This window comes from Nocardia brasiliensis IFM 10847 (assembly GCF_000710915.1).
Classification (GTDB): Bacteria; Actinomycetota; Actinomycetes; order Mycobacteriales; family Mycobacteriaceae; genus Nocardia; species Nocardia brasiliensis_A.
In genome coordinates this window covers 1-19799 of record NZ_BAUA01000201.1, presented here as the reverse complement: position 1 = coordinate 19799, position 19799 = coordinate 1, and the positions used below count along the sequence as shown (strand labels likewise).

General features: G+C 68.7%; 19 protein-coding genes and 2 tRNA genes. 8 read left to right on the top strand and 13 right to left on the bottom strand.

Translation table 11 applies throughout. The features are described 5' to 3' along the window. Window positions 1–23: 23 nt before the first annotated feature. The 3 genes from NBRGI_RS39835 (at window position 24) to NBRGI_RS39825 (ending at window position 1838) form a co-directional block, all read left to right on the top strand. A complete protein-coding gene (locus NBRGI_RS39835; RefSeq protein WP_029903001.1) occupies window positions 24–944 on the top strand; it encodes a DUF3105 domain-containing protein in 921 nt (306 codons plus the stop codon). A gap of 11 nt (window positions 945–955) precedes the next feature. Then, window positions 956–1660, top strand: coding sequence for a DUF305 domain-containing protein (locus NBRGI_RS39830; protein WP_036562569.1), 705 nt, complete (start codon window positions 956–958; stop codon window positions 1658–1660). Window positions 1661–1762: 102 nt separating this feature from the next. Beyond that, window positions 1763–1838: transfer RNA gene (locus NBRGI_RS39825), tRNA-Arg, on the top strand. A gap of 51 nt (window positions 1839–1889) precedes the next feature. On the opposite strand, the gene NBRGI_RS39820 is transcribed toward NBRGI_RS39825, so the two are convergent. Further along, window positions 1890–3065 (bottom strand): beta-ketoacyl synthase N-terminal-like domain-containing protein, encoded by a 1176-nt coding sequence (locus NBRGI_RS39820; RefSeq protein WP_029902997.1) that lies wholly within the window; start codon window positions 3063–3065, stop codon window positions 1890–1892. A gap of 313 nt (window positions 3066–3378) precedes the next feature. Here NBRGI_RS39820 and NBRGI_RS39810 point away from each other — a divergent pair, with 313 nt between their 5' ends. Next, window positions 3379–4062, top strand: a complete 684-nt coding sequence (locus NBRGI_RS39810; RefSeq protein WP_051728397.1) for a hypothetical protein — start codon at window positions 3379–3381, stop codon at window positions 4060–4062. A gap of 10 nt (window positions 4063–4072) precedes the next feature. On the opposite strand, the gene NBRGI_RS39805 is transcribed toward NBRGI_RS39810, so the two are convergent. The 4 genes from NBRGI_RS39805 to NBRGI_RS39790 all read right to left on the bottom strand — a co-directional run bounded on the left by NBRGI_RS39805 (window position 4073) and on the right by NBRGI_RS39790 (window position 8015). Beyond that, window positions 4073–5083, bottom strand: a complete 1011-nt coding sequence (locus tag NBRGI_RS39805; RefSeq protein ID WP_029902992.1) for a hypothetical protein — start codon at window positions 5081–5083, stop codon at window positions 4073–4075. 80 nt (window positions 5084–5163) lie between these two features. Beyond that, a complete protein-coding gene (locus NBRGI_RS39800) occupies window positions 5164–6663 on the bottom strand; it encodes a flavin-containing monooxygenase (RefSeq protein ID WP_370627917.1) in 1500 nt (499 codons plus the stop codon). 92 nt (window positions 6664–6755) lie between these two features. After that, the gene (locus NBRGI_RS39795) at window positions 6756–7574 is read right to left on the bottom strand and encodes a CPBP family intramembrane glutamic endopeptidase (protein ID WP_235211269.1); all 819 of its coding nucleotides are present in this window, start codon (window positions 7572–7574) and stop codon (window positions 6756–6758) included. Between the two features lie 84 nt (window positions 7575–7658). After that, the gene (locus NBRGI_RS39790; RefSeq protein WP_029902986.1) at window positions 7659–8015 is read right to left on the bottom strand and encodes a prealbumin-like fold domain-containing protein; all 357 of its coding nucleotides are present in this window, start codon (window positions 8013–8015) and stop codon (window positions 7659–7661) included. A 282-nt stretch (window positions 8016–8297) separates the two neighbouring features. On the opposite strand from NBRGI_RS39790, the gene NBRGI_RS39785 reads away from it, so the two are divergent. Together NBRGI_RS39785 and NBRGI_RS39780 are read left to right on the top strand one after the other, a co-directional pair. Continuing rightward, window positions 8298–8867 carry an Rv0361 family membrane protein gene (locus NBRGI_RS39785; RefSeq protein WP_051728395.1) on the top strand — a complete coding sequence of 190 codons (570 nt, stop codon included), beginning with the start codon at window positions 8298–8300 and terminating at the stop codon, window positions 8865–8867. 16 nt (window positions 8868–8883) lie between these two features. After that, window positions 8884–10293, top strand: a complete 1410-nt coding sequence (locus NBRGI_RS39780; protein ID WP_029902981.1) for a metallophosphoesterase — start codon at window positions 8884–8886, stop codon at window positions 10291–10293. A 197-nt stretch (window positions 10294–10490) separates the two neighbouring features. On the opposite strand, the gene NBRGI_RS39775 is transcribed toward NBRGI_RS39780, so the two are convergent. Beyond that, a tRNA-Cys gene (locus NBRGI_RS39775) sits at window positions 10491–10565 on the bottom strand. 150 nt (window positions 10566–10715) lie between these two features. Here NBRGI_RS39775 and NBRGI_RS39770 point away from each other — a divergent pair. After that, the gene (locus NBRGI_RS39770; RefSeq protein ID WP_029902979.1) at window positions 10716–11267 is read left to right on the top strand and encodes a MarR family winged helix-turn-helix transcriptional regulator; all 552 of its coding nucleotides are present in this window, start codon (window positions 10716–10718) and stop codon (window positions 11265–11267) included. A 126-nt stretch (window positions 11268–11393) separates the two neighbouring features. After that, window positions 11394–12452 carry an Hsp70 family protein gene (locus NBRGI_RS39765; RefSeq protein ID WP_029902977.1) on the top strand — a complete coding sequence of 353 codons (1059 nt, stop codon included), beginning with the start codon at window positions 11394–11396 and terminating at the stop codon, window positions 12450–12452. 104 nt (window positions 12453–12556) lie between these two features. Here NBRGI_RS39765 and NBRGI_RS39760 read toward each other — a convergent pair whose 3' ends face one another. The 7 genes from NBRGI_RS39760 to NBRGI_RS48390 all read right to left on the bottom strand — a co-directional run bounded on the left by NBRGI_RS39760 (window position 12557) and on the right by NBRGI_RS48390 (window position 19609). After that, a complete protein-coding gene (locus NBRGI_RS39760; RefSeq protein WP_029902976.1) occupies window positions 12557–13333 on the bottom strand; it encodes an enoyl-CoA hydratase in 777 nt (258 codons plus the stop codon). Continuing rightward, window positions 13333–14226 carry a 3-hydroxyisobutyrate dehydrogenase gene (gene mmsB, locus NBRGI_RS39755; RefSeq protein WP_029902974.1) on the bottom strand — a complete coding sequence of 298 codons (894 nt, stop codon included), beginning with the start codon at window positions 14224–14226 and terminating at the stop codon, window positions 13333–13335. The genes NBRGI_RS39760 and mmsB overlap by 1 nt, the downstream gene beginning before the upstream one ends. After that, window positions 14219–15286 carry an enoyl-CoA hydratase/isomerase family protein gene (locus NBRGI_RS39750; RefSeq protein ID WP_029902971.1) on the bottom strand — a complete coding sequence of 356 codons (1068 nt, stop codon included), beginning with the start codon at window positions 15284–15286 and terminating at the stop codon, window positions 14219–14221. Before NBRGI_RS39750 ends, mmsB begins: the two co-directional genes overlap by 8 nt. Further along, window positions 15283–16422, bottom strand: a complete 1140-nt coding sequence (locus NBRGI_RS39745) for an acyl-CoA dehydrogenase family protein (protein ID WP_029902969.1) — start codon at window positions 16420–16422, stop codon at window positions 15283–15285. The genes NBRGI_RS39750 and NBRGI_RS39745 overlap by 4 nt, the downstream gene beginning before the upstream one ends. A gap of 1 nt (window position 16423) precedes the next feature. Beyond that, window positions 16424–17923, bottom strand: a complete 1500-nt coding sequence (locus NBRGI_RS39740; RefSeq protein WP_029902967.1) for a CoA-acylating methylmalonate-semialdehyde dehydrogenase — start codon at window positions 17921–17923, stop codon at window positions 16424–16426. 117 nt (window positions 17924–18040) lie between these two features. Next, window positions 18041–18994 carry a DUF2157 domain-containing protein gene (locus NBRGI_RS39735; RefSeq protein WP_029902965.1) on the bottom strand — a complete coding sequence of 318 codons (954 nt, stop codon included), beginning with the start codon at window positions 18992–18994 and terminating at the stop codon, window positions 18041–18043. Between the two features lie 60 nt (window positions 18995–19054). Then, a complete protein-coding gene (locus tag NBRGI_RS48390) occupies window positions 19055–19609 on the bottom strand; it encodes a hypothetical protein (RefSeq protein ID WP_158440013.1) in 555 nt (184 codons plus the stop codon). Window positions 19610–19799 lie beyond the last annotated feature (190 nt).

Sequence of the window (19799 nt, the reverse complement as noted above, 5' to 3'; positions counted from 1 at the left end):
ACGTCGAGAGAGCACAACGAGCGATGCCGAGCAGTCCCAGCGCCAAATCGGCCAAGGCCACCAAAGCCGGCGCGAAGTTGTCGGCCTCCCGTAAAGGGGGCGGCCGGGGTCAACTTCCCAAGAACAATCGTCAGATTCCCTGGTTGGCCATCGGCGCGGCCGTAGTCATCATCGCATTGATCGGTGCCCTCGCCTACAGCCTGGTACCCAAGTACCAGGAGAAGGCCGCACTGGACAAGTACACGCCCAGCGCCGACCGGAAGGACCCGTCCGAGTCGATCTCCGGCGTGGTCAAGAAGGAGTACCCGGCCGGACTGCACATCGGCCCGACCCAGCGCGTCGCCTACGACCAGAGCCCCGCGTTCGGCGGACCGCACGACGCGTCCTGGGCGACCTGCACCGGCATCGTGTACGACAAGCCGATCCGGATGGAGAACGCCGTGCACTCGCTCGAGCACGGCGCGGTCTGGATCACCTACAACCCCGACAAGGTGGACGCAGCAGGTCGTGACCTGCTGGCGAGCAAGGTCAAGGGCAAGCCGTACTCGCTCATGTCGCCGTATCCCGGTCTGGACACCCCGATCTCGTTGCAGTCCTGGGGCCATCAGCTGAAGCTGGACAAGGCCGACGATCAGCGTGTCGGCCAGTTCATCACCGCCCTGCGGCTCAACGCCTACACCTATCCCGAGGTCGGCGCGGACTGCTCCACCATCGCCTTCGACACCGATAATCCGCCGCCGTTCGACCCGACCCCGCCCGGACCGGACGCGGTGCCGATGGACGGTAAGGGGCTGCAGCCGGATCCGTCCGAGATGCCCGGCGGCATCCCCGGCGTGCCCGGTCTGCCGGGCGTGCCCGGGCTGCCCGGTGCGCCGCTGCCCGGCCAGCCCGGCCGGCCGCAGCCCGCGCCGGTCCCCGGACAGCAGGCGCCGGTGCAACAGTGACGCCCACCGAGTTGGAGCGCGGCGCCGAACCTGCCGCGTCCGGCCTCGGCGGCCAGTTCCAGCGGCAGCGGACCGCGCTGCTGGTGCTCGGCGTCATCGGCGCGATCGTGCTCGGCGTCGCCATCGGCGCGCTCGTCCGGCTGCCGTTCACCGGCTCGTCCGAGCCGGACCCGGGTGCGGTCGACGTCGGTTTCAGCCAGGACATGTCAGCCCATCACGCGCAAGCCGTCGAGATGGCCGGCGTCGTGCTGGTCAAGTCGACCGACACCGACGTGCGCCGCCTCGCCTACGACATCATGACCACCCAGCAGAGCCAGGTGGGCCGAATGCAGGGCTGGCTGCAGCTGTGGGGCAAGCCCGCGCAGAGCGTCGACGGGTACATGGGCTGGATGAGCGGGCAGCCCGGCGGCCACGGCCACTCCGGCGGCGCCACGACCATGTCCGGTCCGATGGCGGCCATGCCCGGCATGGCCACGCCCGCGGACCTCGCCGCCCTGCGCCAGGCCACCGGCACCGAACTCGACACCCTGTTCCTGCAACTCATGCTGCGCCATCACCAGGGTGGCCTGTCGATGATCCAGTACGCCGCCGAGCACGCCGACACCACCGCGGTGCACACCCTCGCCGACACCATGGACAAAACCCAGCGCGGCGAAGCCCAGCTCATCACCACCATGCTGACGGCTCGCGGCGCCCAACCCCTCCCCCTGAACTGACCCCAACCGCCGCCTCCGCCACGCTTTTTGGCGCACGGCCCCCGATGCGATACGCTTTCCCCGCCCGATCGGCGGCCCCCAAGCCCCGCTCGGCCCTATCCCGCCCTCGTAGCTCAGGGGATAGAGCGTCTGCCTCCGGAGCAGAAGGCCGCAGGTTCGAATCCTGCCGAGGGCACCACGTTAAAGGCCCCCGATCGTTGCGGTCGGGGGCCTTTCACGTGCGCGAAGTTCAGTCGGGCGGGCCGAGTACCAACGCTGAGTTGTTGCCGCCCATGCCGAGGGCGATCTTCATGGTGAGGCCGTTGCCGGCGTGGTCGATGACGCCGTCGACTAATCGGGGGTGAGCGGCGGCGACGATCGGGGCCGAGACCATGAGGCCGTGTTCGTAGCCCAGGATGGTGGCGGCCACCTCGACTCCGCCGGAGGCGGCTTGGCAGTGGCCGGTCAGCGGTTTGGTGGCCAGCACCTGTGGGCGGTCATCGAAAATGGTTGCCAGTAAAGCGGTTTCGGCCACATCGCATTGCTGGGTGCCGGAGCCGTGGCTGTTGAGGTAGGCCACCTGCGCGGGGTCCACCCGCGCGGCCGTCAGCGCCTGCCGCACGCACGCGAAGATCTGCTCGTGCGAGGGCTCCACGGAGATCACGTGGAAGCCGTCGTTGGTCATGGCGCCACCCAGCACCGCCGCGTACGGCCGGTCGGCCGCGCCGGTCACCACGAACGCCGTGGCGGCCTCGCCGAAGCCGAAACCGCGGCTGCCCTCCTGGAACGGGCGGCAGGCCATGAGCGGGTCCTCGTCGGTGACCGCTGCGCCCAAGGTCACGAAGGGCTGGACGATGTCCGGGATCGCGCTCAGGTCGCTCGCGACCACCACCACGTCGTCGACGAAGCCGTGCGCCAGCCACATCTGGGCGGTCATGAGCGCGGCGTTCGCCGAGGAGCAGGCGGCGGTGACGTTCATCGCCGGACCGTGAAAACCGTGCTCGCTCATCAGGTTGGAGTTCGGCGTGGAGGGCAGCAGCCGTAAGAAGTCCCGCGAACGGCGCTTGCCGTGGTCGTGGACGTAGAAATCGTGCCACTCGTCGGTGTCGCCGAGCACGATCGCGTGCAACAGCCCTACCGTGGCGCCCGGTCGCCAGCCCCGCGCGCGGGCATCGGCCACCGCCTCGCGGACCGACTCCTGCACCGATCGCACGTACACCGAGCCCAGCTCCGGGTCGCCGCCGTCCGGTATCCGGGCCACCCATCCGTCAGTGTCCCGATCCGGGCCGAACCCCGGCTGGGGCCGAGCCGCGTGTTTACCGCTCAGCAGGCCCTGCCAGAGCGCCTCGCGCCCCCAGCCATATCCGGTGACCGTGCCCAGCCCCGCAATGACCACACGATCTCGAGCTGCGTTCTTGCCTGGCATTTCACATCGTTCCTTCGCGAGCCGGTATTCGTCATGATCACCGCACCGAGGCCGCCGATGGGTGGAACTATGATCTATTCAACACGGCCCGGCAGGCATGGTAACCAAGCGCCTGATTTTGTTTGCTCGATGGCGCACATTCGCAGGTCGGCCACCTGTACACCCGCACTTTCAACACTCCTGGCCCAGACAGACGCACTTGCTATGATCGAGGCAGCGTCGGCCGGAGAGCGATTCCCGAGCCCGGAAGCAGATCCCCCGTTGGAACGGGGCCGCGCTCCCGGCTGCCCCGGTGTCTTCTGGAGTCCACTTGATGGATCAGGTCAGCCGCATCGGCCGAGCAGAACTCGACGGCACCACCCCGGCTACGCCCGCGCTCCTGCACTTCTTCGATCACATCGTGCTCGGCAGCAACAATGAGGCCGTATGGCGTTGTGAGACAACGCATCTCTTGGATCAGCACGGGCAGCCCTCGTTCGCGGTGCGCCTCGATATCGACCCGCACGCCGGGAACGTCCTGGGCCGCGTCCCGGGCGGCGGCGCCCGGAATCACCTGGTCGAACTCGACGACCGGTCCGTGCCCGCACTGGAAGCAGCCGCCCGGCGGCTGCTGAACGGCGGCACCGAAAGCCGCGCACATTACGGGACGGTGCTGCGTGAGTTGCCGCTGAGCCACCGCTCGAATTCGATCGGTGCGAGCTTGCTGATCAATTGCCTACCGGTCACCTGGGCGGAAAAGGGATGCGCGTTCCAACGGGTCGCCGACACCACCGGTGCGAACGGAGTTTTCTTCGGCGCGATCACTCTCGCGGCCCCCGCGACAATCCTCGATCTGACCCTCGCCGCGTATTTCCCGGCGCTCCCGCTGTTCGACGAAGCGCGTGGCACGGAGGACGGGCTGCGTTATGCCCTGGGCCGCTCGTGGTCGGAGGTGTCGATCACCCGGGTCGGGCAGACCGTGTTCTGGACCGCGCGGCGGCCACGCCGCCTCGGGTGAGTCGCCGCGCTCAGCTCACGGCACCGTCCTCGACCGGCCGGAGCACGATCGCGGCGGGTTGCACGGGCTTGGACTGCACGCTCGGCAGGGGCCAGGCGGTGGCCTCGTACCGGCGGTCGTTGATCGTCACGGTGGCCTCGACGCTGGTCTGCGACCCCGAAACGATCCGGGCGATCTGCAGGTCTTCCAGCAGTTCGACGATGTTGCTGTCGCGCAGTTCCTCGCGCAGCACCCCTTCGGTGTGCAGCGTGATCCGGCGTTCGGCGTCGACCAGGATCAGCGTGTGCCGAGTGAACTGGACGATGTGCCGCAGCGTCGCGACGACTGGCTCGGGGCGACGGACCAGTTGCAAGCTCATGCCGTAGACGGATCGTTCGGTGGGCCCGATACCGGGGTGCGCGGCGCTCCAGAAATGCACCCAGCCGGGGGCGCCGGGCGGGTGGATCGACCAGATCGCCTCGGCGGCAAGCCCTTTGGTGCCGGTCGCCGCGTCCCAGTACAGCGCCAGGAAGCGCGGTACGTCGTCGGCGTTGGCGAAGCGGAGCAGATCGCGGATGGGGCGCGGTTCGCCGGCCTGCCGATCGGTGCCGAGCATTGCCAGATCGTCGCCGGCGCTGCTGGTGGTGACGGCGTCCAGATCCAGGATCCAGCTGTTGTAGACCGGGCGCGGCAGGACCGGGCCCGGCGCGAGCCACAGCACCAAGCCGACCGGCATGCCATCGGGCGCCTTCACCCAGTGCGCACGCAATGCCATCTTGGCGTCGTCGGCGGTGCGGTCGTCGTACGGTCCGTCGAAGAGGTCGGCGACCATATCGGCCCACAGCCGCTCGCCTTCGACGTCGAATCCGAGCATGCTCGCACAGCGCGTCAGCACCCGCGCCACCCGCTCGCCGGCGGCCGAGTGCACCATGATGTCGCTGCGGCTCAGTCGCGAATCCGCCCCGTCGCGCGCGATCCGCGCTTCCCGCCGCAGTCGAGTCGTGAGGACATCGACCCCCACCCACGCCCCTGGTACCCGCATGCCCAGAGCCTAGCGAGATCGACAACCGCGATGCCGCATACGCACCCGACCGCGCGCGATTCCCGGCAGTGGCGGCGAGGTCAGCAAACCTTGCGCAGGTGGAAATCGCGATCGTCGGGGGTGGCGAGCAGCGCTTCCATGGTGGCGCGGTCGAACGGCAGCAGATCGATGTGGCCGCCTTCGGTGAAGTACCAGGAATTGCACCCGGTGTTCCAGACCGTGGGCTCCAACGCCTTGCCGACCTCGGCCTCGAATCGGGCGGTGGCGGCTTCGGTCACCTCGACGGTGTCGAATTCGCCTGTCCGCCAACGGTTGATCCACGCGACGATATACCGGGCGGTGACCTCGGCGGCGTGATGCAGTGGAATGGAGCCGGTCGGCGAGTTCGGTCCGAGCACCGTGAACAGGTTGGGAAAGCCCGGGACGGCGGTCATCCGGTAGGCCCGCGGACCCTTCACCCACGCATCGTCGATCGCGATCCCGTCGCGGCCGGCCAGGTTCATCGGTCGCATGTAGTTGTGCGCCTGGAAGCCGGTGGCCAGCACGATCATGTCGAACTCGTGCTCGGTGCCGTCGGAGGTGCGAATGCCGGTGGGGGTCACGGCCGTGATCGCGTCGGTGACCAGTTCGGTGTTGCGGGCGTGCAGCGCGCGGTAGTAGCTGCCGGACAACACTTGTCGCTTGCAGAGCGGCTGATAGTCCGGGGTGAGCTGCGCACGCAGGCGCGGATCGCGCACCTGGACGCGCAGGCTCAATCGCGCGTACTCCTGTACCGCTCGGCGCCGCCAGCTCGGCCGCGTGACGACGTCGGTGAACAGCTTCGCGCCGGTCATGCCCGCGCGGTACAGCGCGCGATTGACCTGCGGGAGCCGGTCCAGCACCGCGCCGACGACGGCGGGTTGCGGCAGCCGCATCGGCGCCCAGATGACCCACTGCGGACTGCGGACGAAATGGGCCAGTCGGCGCGCCTTCGGCTGCAGCGCCGAAACCACCTGCACGCCGGTCGATCCGGTGCCGATGACGGCGATGCGCTTGCCGTCGGTGGGCACCGAGTCGTCCCAGCGTGCCGTGTGCAGCACGGCACCGGTGAACTCGGCCAGGCCGGGCAGCTCGGGGGTGGCCGGATGGTGCAGCACGCCGGTCGCGGCGATCACGAAATCGGCCTCGTAGCTGTTGCCGTCGCCGGTCTCGACCCGCCAACCCGATCCGGTGAAGGTCGCCGCCGTGACCTCGGCATTCGTGCGTACGTGCGGTCGAAGACCGAACCGGTCTACGACGTCGGCGAGATAGCGCTGGATTTCCGGGCCGGGCGCGAAGACCTGCGACCAGTCCGGTTTCGGGGCGAACCCGAACTGATACAGCTGTGACGGGACGTCGCAGGTCAGCCCGGGATAGTGGTTCCAATGCCACACGCCGCCGACGTCGGACCCCTTCTCCAGAATCACGAAATCGTCGATCCCGTTGCGCTGCAAAGTGACCGCGCTGGCAATGCCGGAGACGCCGGCGCCGATGATCACGACCCGCGGTTCGCGCGGCGCGGTCACCGCTGCCCCACTGTCGCCTGCCGAACGCTCACGCACTTGCCCAACTCCTTTGTCGGATACCTTCGGTATTCGAATACTGACGGTATTGTGAATCCGGCAGCCTGTCAACGGAGTGGCGAACGGCAGGTCTAGCTCGCTGCGGGGACGGGGCGCCGACTCCTGCGGTACCACCACATGACGAGAGGGGCGGCCAGGAAAGGAAGGACGACGAAGGCCAGACCCTGCACCGACAGGTCGGGGTCGTGCAGTTCGAGGTAGTTCCACTTGCTCGCGAGGAACTGGGTGGTCACCTGGAACGCGGCGTGGAAGCCCATGCAGGCCATGATGTTTCCGGTCACCGACCGCAGCACACCGAGCACCAGGGAAAAGGCGAAGAAGAGCACGGCTCGCCCCACCGAGCCCGCGGCGCCGATCAGCACACCCCACGCCGTGAACAGCATCGCCTGCCCGACGACCGCGCTCGCCGTGGACCAACGTTCGTTCAGATTGGCGAAGAAGTACCCGCGAAAGATGAGTTCTTCCGGAACGGCCTCGTACAGGAGCACCAGCACGAGCAGACCGAACAGCGCCAGTACGGTGCGCGGAAAAGACTCCCGCACAGTGATATCCGCCCAGCCGAGCCACAACATCGCGGCCATCGCCGACCAGGCCGGAATTCCCCAGCACGCGACACCGACGAGAAACGCGCGCCCACCGCGGCCGACCGAGGAGAATCCCAATTCGGCAAAGGGCCTGCGATCGAGAAACTTTCGAGCGAGCAGAATCAACGGCACGGTGAACACCGTCGCGCCCACTGCGCGCACGATGTGCGCCGAACGGGTGTATTCCCCAGCAGGAGGCACCAGGTGGTACAGCACCAACCACCACACCGTCACTGCGACGAAAACGATCCCCGCTCTGGCGACCAAAGCAGGGCGCGCCCGCAATTCTGCACCGGAAATGCCCACCCCGCGACCGTATCCCGCATTACGAGCACAGCGCGTCCTACGAAAGTGGGAGTCGCCGCGAACTCGATCGCGGGACGAATTTCCTCAGGCGCAGCTGAATTGGAAAGGCGCGGTCTGGGTGACGCCCGGTAAAACGATCATCTGGACGTAATCCACGCCGCGGACCGAACAGCCGGACGGCGGCGCGGTGACCCGCACCTGGTAGCAACCGGGCGTCAAGTCGACGCGCACGGTCCCGTCGGGCCCGGTGGTCAGCGCAGTGGGGGCGGGCGCGGCACCGCAGGGCGCGATACCGACCTCGGCCCCTGCGACGGCGAGTTGATCGGCCCCGGTCGTCGCCCGGACCTGCACCACACCCTGCCCTGGATCGGCGCCCGCGAGGCCGGCGGCGGCCAGCAGGCCGACCCCGGCGCCTGCACCGATGAAGAGCACCCTGCGCATCCGAATCTCCCTCTGCACGAACGAAGATGAGCGTTGGTCCCCCGTGCGATCAATATAGGCGGGGCGCCGGCGGACCGGAACGCACTCCCTTGATGGGTAACCCCGCGCGGGACGCTCTAATCGGAACCACGCGGTCCCGTGATCGATGACACATCAGCGACTCGACCGGCGACATGCCCGGACCCCCGTTCGATACACCGGCCGACGTCTCTTTTGACGCGCCCGAACGTCCGGTTGCCGTAACCTTCCAGGAACCAGGGGGGGCCGACGGAGGACGAGCCGATGACTTATCCGAATCCGCACCAGCCCGACCAGCCCACCGGCTACCCGCCCCCGCACTATCCGCAGGCCGCGACTCCTGCACCGGTGCCGCCCGGCGCACGGCAGCCCTCCCGGAAAAGCAAGGTCGGCCTCGTCATCGGGTTGATCGCGGTGGTGTTGCTGGCCCTCGGCGGCGTGGTGGTGATCGGGGCGGTGCTGACGGCACAGGGCAAGGGACCGTTCGCCTCCGACGCGCAACGGATCGAGTCGGCCGTCCACGACTTCTACGACACGCTGGAGAAGAAGGGGTTCTCGGCGGCCGCGGCCAAAGCGTGTGCGGCCGACCGCGCCGAGTTCGACGCGCTGCCCGCCGAACAGAAACAAGAATTCGACACCGCCGCGGTATCGGTCAGCATCGATAAGATCGATGACATCAAGATCGATGGCGAGCTGGCGACCGCACGGATCACCGGCAAGCTCACCCTGGAGCTGCCCGGCGAGGAGCCGGACACCGATACCAGCACCACCGAGCACCTGAAGAAGGAAGACGGCAAGTGGAAGGTCTGCTCCGCGGGTTCCGGCCGGAACTGACGAGTCGCGGCCCCGCATGACGTGCTGCGGGCCGTCCCGGCGCACCCTGCTCGGCGCGCTGGGCCTGGCGGCGCTGCTACCGGTGGTCGGCGCTGCGCGGCCGGGATCGGCTCGGGCCCAATCGAATCCGGTTCTCGCCACCGATCTGGAGGTGGTCACGATCACCGATCGGACGGTGATCGTGACCTGGACGACGCTGTCACCGGACGCCGCGGGGCGGCTCGTCCCGGTCGCCGCGGACGCGGAAGTACGTCTCGCACCGGCAGATTCGCCGCGCGCACCGGTTACGGTGTGGTCCGACCCGGAGCCGACACCCTTCCACTACGCCGAAGTGGACGGACTGGAACCCGGCCGCGCGTACCGATTCGAGGCGTGGTCCAACGGTGTTCGCGCGATTCCGGCGCTCTCGCTGACCACACTGAGTCCTGGCGCCCCGGAGATCACCGGCGAGTTCACCACATTGACGCCGCCGCCCGGACGCCCGCTGCGAACCGTGGCCCTGGCCAACGACATCCATTACGGCGAGGAGGTCAGCGGCCTGCTCGTCGCGAATCTGCCGCCCGGCTTCCGCCAGGACGTGCCGCCGTATCCCGAGGCGATGCTGGCCGCGCTGCTCGACGACCTGCGCAGGCCCGACCGGGGCGCGGCGCACCTGCTGATCGCGGGCGACCTCACCGACGAAGCGTCCCTTGCGGATTCGCGCGCGGTCCGCGCGCAGCTCGACGACTGGGGCGCGCTGGGCACCGACTACATGGTGGTCCGCGGCAACCACGACCGACCGCACACCGGGCCGGACTATGCGGGCTGCGCCCCGGCGCCGGCCGAGCACCACGACTGCTGGGCCGAGGCGTTCACGGCGCGCCAGCAACTCGTGGAGCACGAGATCGGCGGACTGCGCGTGCTCGGCCTGGACACCAGCGAGCTCGACGGCTCCGGCGGCACCATCGACCGACCGCAGTTCGACCTGCTCAGCGAGCGGCTGCGGGCCGACCCGGACCGGCCGACGCTGGTGTTCAGCCACCATCCGGTCACCCGAGAGTCCGGCTACACCAATCTCGCGGGGCCGGGATTCGTCTTGAACGGCCGCGACAGCGCCGAACTGCAAGCGAGCTACGAGCGCGCTCCGGGCGTCTTCCTGCACCACAGCGGACACACCCACCGCAATCGCCGGACCCGCCCGGATACCGGATGCGCCGTCGAATTCCTGGAAGTGGCTGCGGTCAAGGAATATCCGGGCGGCTACAGCCTGCTGCGCCTGTACGAGGGCGGCTACATGGTGAACTTCTACAAGACGCGGACCGCGGCCGCGCGCCGCTGGAGCGCGACCACCCGGGGCGAATACTTCGGCCTGCTCCCGGATTACACCCTCGGCACCACCGCCGACCGCAATCACGTTGTGCTGCGCGATTTCTCGGGCCTCGGCTGATTCGCCGGAATGGCCCGCCGAGTCCGCGCCGACCGGCACTGAGCGCCGGGCACTGAGTAACCAGCGCCGTGCGCTGGGTAACGAGCGCTGGACGCTGAGCAATCAGCGCTGGGCGCTGAGCACGGCCCGAGCTGCTCGGCGCGGCGGTGGCGTACACCGCGCCGAGCGCCGCTCGATCGACGACCTCGAGCCCTGCTTGGAGCGAGCGGCGGGAATTGAACCCGCGTAAACGGCTTTGCAGACCGTTGCCTCAACCACTCAGCCACGCCCGCCTCGTGATTGATAGTGCCGGGCGCGGGTCGCCGGCCACACCCTTGCGCTCAGTCTGATTCGAAGAACAAAGGTCTGATTCGAACGCACTGTGATCCACAGTGCCCGTGGATGTCCCCGATCAGCACCCGGCCCCATGGAATGATCAGGGCATGTCTCGGCCACGTCCCCTGCCGCTCGACCCGATCGAGGAGGCCCATCGCCAATGGGTCGACCACGGCTGGGGGGATGTCGCCGACGGTATGGCCGCGGTGACCTCACTGGTTCGAGCCCAGCAAATCGTGATGGCGCGAGTGGACGAGGCGCTGAAACCAACCGGTTTGACCTTCTCCCGCTACGAATTGCTCATGCTGCTGAGCTTCAGCAAGACCGGCGCGCTGCCGATGGCGAAGGCCAGCGCCCGCCTGCAGGTACACCCCACCAGCGTCACCAACACCGTCGATCGCTTGGAGGCGGCGCAGTTGGTCGAGCGGGTGCCGCACCCCACCGACCGGCGTGCCACGCTTATCGAGATCACCGCCGCCGGAAGGGAATTGGTCGCCCAGGCGACCGAGGAACTGAACACCAGAGTCTTCGCGCTGCCCGGCTTGGCACCCGATCGGCTGCACACCCTGCTCCAGCTGCTCGCGGAATTCCGACACGCCGCGGGCGACTTCGACACCGGCGCGGCGCAGGCACACTGGTCTGCGACTGGACCGGAATAGCCGGGCAGAACTGGACGGTCCAGTACACCCCGCAATTGGCGGTGCAGTAACGGTCCGGCATCCAACTAGCGAATTTCTCGCCCTGTCGCCTTGGCAGCAGCGCGGAAAGGGTCCACCATGTAAATCATGGTGCTGGTCTTGGGGGTATCGGCGGGCGCTGGTGGCGCACGCGCGATGCTGACGCATTCCGATCAGCCACACCTGCCGCCCATCGATCGTTGCCAGGTGCTGCGCCGCCCGGGCGGCGGCATCGACGAGCCGGTGCTCGAGGCCATCCGGCAGATGCGCGGCGCCGCCGATCGGCGCGACGAGCTGGTCACCGGCACGGCCGTGACCTGCCGCTGCACCTTGCACTCCGAGGCCATCCGGGCCAGCGCGGGCCGCAGCGGGCTCACCATCGTCGACGAACCGCTGGCCCAGCTGCGCTATCTCCGGTTCACCGGCCAACTGCCCGACAGCGGCTCGGTACTGCTCTACGACCTCGGCAGTTCCGGTCTCACCATCACCCACGCCGATTGCCGCACCGACACCATCCTGGCGGGCAAGCGCAGCACCGTACTCGGCGGTGACGGCTACGACGCGCTGCTGCGCTGGCAACTCGCCCGCGGCGGCGTGCTCACCGACAAGCTCACCAGTCGCAGGCATCGGGAGGCGTTGAGCAGCGAGCGGGTGGTCACCGCGATCGACCCGATCTCCGGTGGCCGCGAGGTGGTGACCCGCAGCGACCTGGCGGAGCTGTGCTCGGCGAGTATCCACCACTCGGCGTCGTTCGTGCGGCAGCTGATCGAGGAGAGCGGGGTCCAGCCCGAGGCGCTGGTGCTGCTCGGCGGCTGCACCCGCAACCCGAACATCCGCGACGAGCTGGCCGAGCTGATCGACCTGCCGATCATCTACGACCCCGAACCGGATTACGTCTCGGCGCGCGGCGCGGTGCTGCTGGCGGCCGAACGCCACGGTGGCGAGGTGCGGATGGCGCGGGCGCGGACGGGCGCGGCCCTGTCCGCGTCGCTGGTGCACGGCCCGGTCGACCGCCGCAAGCTCATCGCCGCCGTCGCGGTCACCGCGGCGCTCGGCGCGACCATCGCGGGAATCCTTGCTATGGACAGGAGTTCGACCGAACCGAGCGACGGCAATACGCCGACACCCGCGGAGATCATCGGTCCGTCGCCGTCCAACTTCGGCTGACCGCGGAACCCGACGACAAGGCCGTTCCGAAACCCGCTAAGTGGACAGGCATTCTGTCCGGACCACGGTCCGCCCACCCGGAGCGCGGGCGGGCGGACGACCGATCAGCGGTTGGTGAACTTCGCGGGACGCTTCTCGACGAAGGCGCTCATGCCTTCCTTCTGATCGTCGATGGCGAACAGCGAATGGAAGACGCGGCGCTCGAAGCGCAGCCCCTCCGCGAGGGTGGTTTCGAAGGAGCGGTTGACCGCCTCCTTCGCAATCATGGTGACCGGCAACGACATCGAGGCGATCGTCTCGGCGACCTCGAGCGCGGTGTCCAGCAGATCGGCGGCGGGCACGATGCGCGAAACCAGGCCGGCGCGCTCGGCCTCTTCTGCGTCCATATTGCGGCCGGTGAGCACCAGATCCATCGCCTTGGCCTTGCCGACCGCGCGGGTCAGCCGCTGCGAGCCGCCGATACCGGGGATGACACCGAGTTTGATCTCCGGCTGCCCGAACTTGGCGGTATCGGCCGCGATCAGGATGTCGCAGATCATCGCCAGCTCACAGCCGCCGCCGAGGGCGTACCCGGCGACCGCGGCGATGGTCGGCTTGCGGAATTCCGCGAGCCGGTCCCAGCGGGCGAAGTAGTCGTTGAGGAACATGTCCATGTACGACTTGGGCTGCATCTCCTTGATATCGGCGCCCGCCGCGAAGGCGCGCTCCGATCCGGTGATGACGACGGCCCCGATCTCCTCGTCGCGCTCCAGTTCGTCCAGCGCGGCGATGACATCGTCGAGGACTTGCGCGTTCAACGCGTTGAGCGCCTTCGGCCGGTTCAACGTGATCCAGCCGACCCGCCCCTTGCGCTCCAGCAGAATCGTCTCGAAATCGCTCACTAGGCACCTTCTCGCTCAGAACGGCTACGAATATCGGTGACGATAGCGGAGAAGTCCAGGTCGCCCGACGACTGGTTGAACCGCTCGTAGATCTCGGCGGCGAGCAGGCCGAGCCGGCCATCGATGCCGTTCTCGCGCAGCGCGTTCGCGGCGAGGCCGAGGTCCTTGTTCATCAGCGCGGTGGCGAAGCCGGGCCGGTAGTCGTTGTTGGCCGGGCTGGTCGGCACCGGGCCGGGGACCGGGCAGTAGGAGGTCAGGGCCCAGCTCTGGCCGGATGCGGTGGAGACGACGTCGAAGAAGGACTGGTGGGTCAGGCCCAACTGCTCACCGAGCACCAGGGCCTCGGACAGGCCGATCATCGAGATGCCGAGCAGCATGTTGTTGCAGATCTTGGCGGCCTGCCCGACCCCGGAACCGCCGCAGTGCACGACCTTGCCGCCCATCACCTCGAGCACCGGCAACGCGGTGGCGAAATCGTCGGCGGCGCCGCCCACCATGAAGGTGAGGGTGCCCGCGGCCGCACCGGCGACGCCGCCGGAGACCGGGGCATCCAGCGCCCGGTGCCCCGCGCCGATGGCGAGGACGGCCGCGGATTTCGCGTCGGCCACATCGATCGTCGAACAGTCGATGAACAGGGTGCCCGGCTTCGCGGCCGGCAGGATCTCGGCGTACACGTCGAGCACCAGCCGTCCGTTCGGCAGCATGGTGATCACCACGCCCGCCTCCGCCGCCTCGACGGCGGTGGCGACGACGGTCGCGCCGTCCTTCGCGGCCTGCTCCCGCGCGGCGGGTACCGGGTCGTAGGCCACTACCTCGTAGCCGGCTTTCACCAGGTTCGCCGCCATCGGCGCACCCATGTGGCCGAGCCCGAGGAATCCGATCTTTTCAGTCATTGCTCACCAAACCCAGTTCCTGATCGCCCAATTCGGCGAAGTATGCGTCGACCTGCGCGGTGCTGACGTCGGCGAGAGTCGCCGGCGACCACTGCGGGGCACGGTCCTTGTCGATCACTTGCGCGCGGATGCCCTCCACCAGGTCGTGCGAGGCCAGGGCCGCGATGGAGACCCGATACTCCTCGTTCAGCACCACCTCCAGGCTCGGCGCGGAACCCGCCGACCGCAACGACCGTAACGCGACCTTCAGCGCGACAGGCGATTTCGTGAGAATGTCGGCCGCCGCCCGGCCCGCTTCCGGCGCCTCGTGCGCCTGCAGCCGGGCGACGATCTCCTCGACGGTGTCCGCGCCGTAGCAGGCATCGATCCATCCGCGCTGGGCGAGCAGGCCGGATTCCGGTGCGCCCGTGGCGAATTTGGCGATCGCGACCTCGACCGCCTCGGTGCGCAACGTCTCCAGCAGCGCGGGCAGGTGTTCGGTGGCGACGAAGTAGTCGGCGAAACCCGCCGCGATCGCGTCGCCCGCGTCCATCCGCGCGGTAGTCAGCGCAACGTGCGTGCCGATCTCGCCGGGGCTGCGCGCGAGCAGGTAGGTACCGCCGACATCGGGCACGAAGCCGATGCCCACCTCGGGCATGCCGATCTTGGACCGCTCGGTGACGATGCGGTGGCTGCCGTGGCCCGACAGCCCGACCCCGCCGCCCATCACGATGCCGTCCATCACCACCACATAGGGCTTCGGATACCGGCCGATCAGCGCGTTGAGCAGGTATTCGTCCCGCCAGAAGCGCCCGGTCGGGGAATCGGGGCCGACCGCACCGCCGGTGGCGTCGGTGTGGATCGCGACGATATCGCCGCCCGCGCACAGACCGCGCTCCCCCGCCCCGGTGAGCACGACGGTCCGAACGGCGTCGTCGTCCGCCCAGGCGCGCAACGCCTCGGTGATCGCCAGTGTCATCGAATGATTCAGCGCGTTGATGGCTCTGGGCCGGTTCAGGGTGATCAGTCCCAGGCCGTCCTGCTGCTCGATGCGGACCTCGGGCTCAGCCGCGTCGGTCATGCCGCTCCTTCCACCGCACGGGCGACGACCACCCGCATGATCTCGTTGGTCCCTTCCAGGATCTGGTGTACCCGCAGATCCCGGACGATCTTCTCCACACCGTATTCGGCCAGGTAGCCGTAGCCGCCGTGCAGTTGCAGCGCCTTGTTGGCCACCTCGAAACCGGCGTCGGTGGCGAACCGCTTCGCCATGGCGCACAGCTCGACCTTGTCCGGCGCGTCCGCGTCGAGCGCGGCCGCCGCCCGCCACAGCAGGGTGCGGGCCGCCTCCAATTCGGTACGCATATCGGCGAGTTGGAACCGGAGCGCGTCGTTCTTCAGCAGCGGTTTGCCGAACGCGTGCCGCTCGGCCAGATACGGCACCGTCTTGTCCAGTGCCGCTTGGGCGCCGCCGACCGAGCAGGCGGCGATGTTCAGTCGCCCGCCGTTGAGGCCGTTCATGGCGATCCGGAAGCCGTCGCCCTCGGCGCCGAGCAGGTTCGCCGCGGGCACCCTGGCGTCCTCGAAGATCACCTGACGGGTGGGCTGAGCGTTCCAGCCCATCTTCTTCTCGTTGGCGCCGAAGGAAACTCCGGGCGTATCGGCGGGCACGATGAACGCCGAGATACCGCGTGCCCCGGCGGCACCGGTCCGCGCCATCACCACGTAGACGTCCGTGGCGCCCGCGCCGGAGATGAATTGCTTTGCGCCGTTGAAGATGTAGTCGTCGCCGTCGCGAACGGCCTTGGTGCTCAAGGCCGCCGCGTCCGAGCCGACGCCCGGTTCGGTCAGCGCATAACTGGCCAGCAGCTCCATCGAGGTCAACCGCGGCAGCCACCGATCACGCTGTGCGGCATCGCCGTAGCTGTCGATCATCCAGGTCGCCATGTTGTGGATGGAAATATAGGCGGCGATGGCCGGGCACCCCGTCGCGAGCTGCTCGAAGATCCGCACGGCGTCGAGCCTGCGCAGGCCCGAACCGCCGACGTCCTCTCGCACGTAGATTCCGCCCAGGCCGAGCGGGCCCGCCTTGCGCAGCACATCGATCGGAAAGTGCTTCTGCTCATCCCATTCCAGCGTGTTCGGCGCGAGGAACTCGTCGGCGAAGCCGCGCGCGGTCTCGCGGATCGCCTTCTCGTCGTCGTCGAGGATGAACATGTCAGTCCATCGTGGGGATCACGAAGGCGTTGCTCTCCTTCAAACCCGAAGGCCAGCGCTGCGTGACGGTCTTGGTCTTGGTGTAGAAGCGGATCGAGTCCGGGCCGTGCTGGTTCAGGTCGCCGAAGCCGGAACGCTTCCAACCGCCGAAGGTGTAGTACGCGATCGGCACCGGGATCGGCACGTTGATGCCGACCATGCCGACCTGCACGCGGGCGGCGAAATCGCGGGCGGTGTCGCCGTCGCGGGTGAAAATCGCGACGCCGTTGCCGTATTCGTGCTCGTTGGCCAGCCGCAGGCCCTCTTCGTAGTCCTTGGCGCGCACCACGCTCAGCACCGGACCGAAGATCTCTTCTTTGTAGATCCGCATCTCCGGCGTCACGTTGTCGAACAGCGTCGCGCCGACGAAGTAGCCGTCCTCGGCGCCGGGAACGGTCACGCCGCGCCCGTCGACCACCAGCTCGGCCCCCTCATCGATGCCGATCTGGACGTAGTTGTGTACCCGGTCCACGCCGTCCTTGCCGACCAGCGGGCCGTAGTCGGCGCCCGGATCATCGGAACGCCCGATGTTGAGCTTGTGCACCCGCTCGGTCAGCTTGGCGAGCAGGCGATCCGCGGTCTCCTGCCCGACCGGCACCGCGACCGAGATGGCCATGCAGCGCTCGCCCGCGGAACCGTAACCGGCGCCGATCAATTGGTCCGCGACGTCGTCGAGATCGGCGTCCGGCATGACGATCGCGTGGTTCTTCGCGCCGCCGAAGCACTGGGCGCGCTTGCCGTTCGCGGTCGCGGTCTCGTAGATGTACTGGGCGATCGGCGTGGAGCCGACGAAGCCCACGGCCTTGATCCGCGGATCGTGCAGCAGCGCGTCGACCGCCTCCTTGTCGCCGTTGACGACATTGAACACACCCGCGGGCAAACCCGCCTCGAGGAACAGCTCGGCCAGCCGCAGCGGCACCGAGGGATCGCGCTCGGAAGGCTTGAGCACGAACGCGTTGCCGGTGGCCAGCGCCGGGCCCGCCTTCCACAGCGGGATCATCGCCGGGAAGTTGAACGGGGTGATGCCCGCGACGACGCCGAGCGGCTGGCGCATCGAGTAGACGTCGATGCCGGTGCCCGCGCTCTCGGTGTACTCGCCCTTGAGCAGGTGCGGGATGCCGGTCGCGAACTCGATGACCTCGAGACCGCGCTGGATGTCGCCCTTCGCGTCGGCGATGGTCTTGCCGTGCTCGGCGGAGAGCAGCGCGGCCAGGTTGTCCATGTCGTCCTGCACCAGGGTCAGGAACTTCATCAGCACCCTGGCCCGCTTCTGCGGATTGAACGCGGCCCACACCCGTTGCGCCGCTTCGGCGTTCGCGACGACCGCGGCGACCTCGTCCTTGCTCGCCAGCGGCACCCTGGCCTGCACCTGACCGAGGTTCGGGTCGTAGACATCGCCGAACCTGCCGGAGGTGCCCGCTACGTGTTGCCCGCCGATGAAGTGAGTGAGTTCGCGAACCATGCCAGTCCTGTCCTGGTAGCCGACCATGACACCGCGCGTGCGGTATGCGGTCATCCTATAGTTGGACGTCCATGCTTTTGCGGAGTGTGATGAACCCCACCCGGGACGAGCGCTCGCTCAGGACGCGGGCGGCTCGGATTTCGGGCTGCGGACGAGCAGGAACGCGCCGCCGCCGAGGACCAGGGCGCCGATCGCCAGCACGGTCACCGCGACAGCCAGCGGGTTGTCGGTCAGTTCGGTGACCGCCTGACCCGCCGCGAGGGCGACCGCGAGCGCACCGCCGACCACGAGCACCGTCGAGCGCCGCTGCGCGAACATCCCGAAACAGACGCCGGCCACCAGCACACTCAGCAGGAACGCCCACGGCCTGCCGTCCGCCTCGACGACCACCGCGCCGAGCAACGCGATCGCCACCGCGATCACGTAACCGAGCCAGGTTTCGACGAAGGCGCCGAACCCGGTGAGCGCGAACCAGATTCCCGCCACGGCGAGCAAGCCGAATCCGACCCAGGTATCGGTGGCGCCCGCCAGATCACCTAGCAGGCCGGGCACCACCGCCGCACTGCACACCCCGCAGGCGAGCATGCCGAGCACCGCCGGGACGGCGATATAGCCGAGCGCCGCGGTCAGCAGAGCGGCGAGCACGGCCCAAGTTCCGGCATCGGCAGAGCTGTGGTCCAGGGCGGTCCCGACCATCCCGGCCACCGACCCGGCGGCGAGCGCGAGCAAGGCCGACGCGAGTCGGGTCCGCGAGCCGGTTTCGGCCCGGCCGAACATCTGCGCGGGGCCGCCGACCACGGCCACGGCGCCGAGCACCAGCCCGAGCGACACCGCGAAGAGCACCGCGACCTGCCCGGCCCGCGCGAGATCGTCCCAGGACGACCCGATCACCAGCGCGATCCCGCCGAACACCAGTCCGGCGCCGATATACGCGGCGATCTCGGCCACCACCTTGCCCGGCGGACGCTGTTCCCGCGCCGCCAGCGCGTCCACGACCGCGGCGTACTGCGCTTCGGTCAGCACGCCGTCTGTGACCAGCCTCCGCAAGGCCGTCTGCCGGGCTCTCGCCATCCGCACATTATGTCCGGATTCCGCGGGGCGGAGGCCGGATCACGGCACAGCGGTGCTACCTCAGGATTCGGGACCGAGTTCCACGACGGTGCCGGGATGCGCCAACGATGCGACGGTGATCCGGCCGCCCTTGGCCTGGTCGATGATCTGGCCCTGCCACGCGACGAAGCAGGAGGCGATCTCGCTGTTGTATACCCGGTTGAGGATCGGGGTCAGCACCTTGGCCAGCTCGCCCTCCGCGGCGATCAGCTGTCCGCGATACGGCCCGTAGTAGGGCAGGATCGCTTGCAGGACAACGGCTTCTACGCCTTGCACCTGAGTGATGATCGGGTCGATCACCGGTTGGTACTGCGCGATCACCGGCGCGACCTCGGCCAGCACCGGACCGGCCAGCTGCAGGATGGGCTGATAGACCGAGCCGAGCGCGAACGCCTCCGAGGAGAACGGACCGGCCAGCGGCGCGAGCCCGATCAGTGAGGCGAGCCCGCCCTGCTGTTTCGGTGCGGGCCAGCCGAGTGGGCACGGCGGCTGGGTCGCGACCGGCGCGGACGCGAACGGATCGGCGGCGCCGAGCGGCGCCGAGCTGTTCGGCGCGCTGCCCGAGCCGAGGGGCACCGAACTATTCCGGGGCCGCACCGGCATTGGGGGCCCCCGGCACCCGGGTTGATTGCGACCGCGGCCGGTACACCACCAGAACCCAGCGGGACCGAGGCAGCGGGGCCCGCCGCGGGCGGCGCTGCCGGACCCGGGGCTCCTGGGGCCGGAGTCCCCGCCGCAGGTGCCGGCGCGGGCGTCACCGGTGCCG

Excerpts from the sequence above, each read along its gene's own strand:
- NBRGI_RS39785 (WP_051728395.1), top strand. The coding sequence starts at position 8,298 with ATGACTTATCCGAATCCGCACCAGCCCGACCAGCCCACCGGCTACCCG.
- NBRGI_RS39805 (WP_029902992.1), bottom strand. The coding sequence starts at position 5,083 with ATGCGGGTACCAGGGGCGTGGGTGGGGGTCGATGTCCTCACGACTCGA.
- NBRGI_RS39820 (WP_029902997.1), bottom strand. The coding sequence starts at position 3,065 with ATGCCAGGCAAGAACGCAGCTCGAGATCGTGTGGTCATTGCGGGGCTG.
- NBRGI_RS39810 (WP_051728397.1), top strand. The coding sequence starts at position 3,379 with ATGGATCAGGTCAGCCGCATCGGCCGAGCAGAACTCGACGGCACCACC.
- NBRGI_RS39745 (WP_029902969.1), bottom strand. The coding sequence starts at position 16,422 with ATGTTCATCCTCGACGACGACGAGAAGGCGATCCGCGAGACCGCGCGC.
- NBRGI_RS39780 (WP_029902981.1), top strand. The coding sequence starts at position 8,884 with ATGACGTGCTGCGGGCCGTCCCGGCGCACCCTGCTCGGCGCGCTGGGC.
- NBRGI_RS39740 (WP_029902967.1), bottom strand. The coding sequence starts at position 17,923 with ATGGTTCGCGAACTCACTCACTTCATCGGCGGGCAACACGTAGCGGGC.
- NBRGI_RS39750 (WP_029902971.1), bottom strand. The coding sequence starts at position 15,286 with ATGACCGACGCGGCTGAGCCCGAGGTCCGCATCGAGCAGCAGGACGGC.
- NBRGI_RS39790 (WP_029902986.1), bottom strand. The coding sequence starts at position 8,015 with ATGCGCAGGGTGCTCTTCATCGGTGCAGGCGCCGGGGTCGGCCTGCTG.
- mmsB (WP_029902974.1), bottom strand. The coding sequence starts at position 14,226 with ATGACTGAAAAGATCGGATTCCTCGGGCTCGGCCACATGGGTGCGCCG.
- NBRGI_RS39835 (WP_029903001.1), top strand. The coding sequence starts at position 24 with ATGCCGAGCAGTCCCAGCGCCAAATCGGCCAAGGCCACCAAAGCCGGC.
- NBRGI_RS39765 (WP_029902977.1), top strand. The coding sequence starts at position 11,394 with ATGGTGCTGGTCTTGGGGGTATCGGCGGGCGCTGGTGGCGCACGCGCG.
- NBRGI_RS39735 (WP_029902965.1), bottom strand. The coding sequence starts at position 18,994 with ATGGCGAGAGCCCGGCAGACGGCCTTGCGGAGGCTGGTCACAGACGGC.
- NBRGI_RS39770 (WP_029902979.1), top strand. The coding sequence starts at position 10,716 with ATGTCTCGGCCACGTCCCCTGCCGCTCGACCCGATCGAGGAGGCCCAT.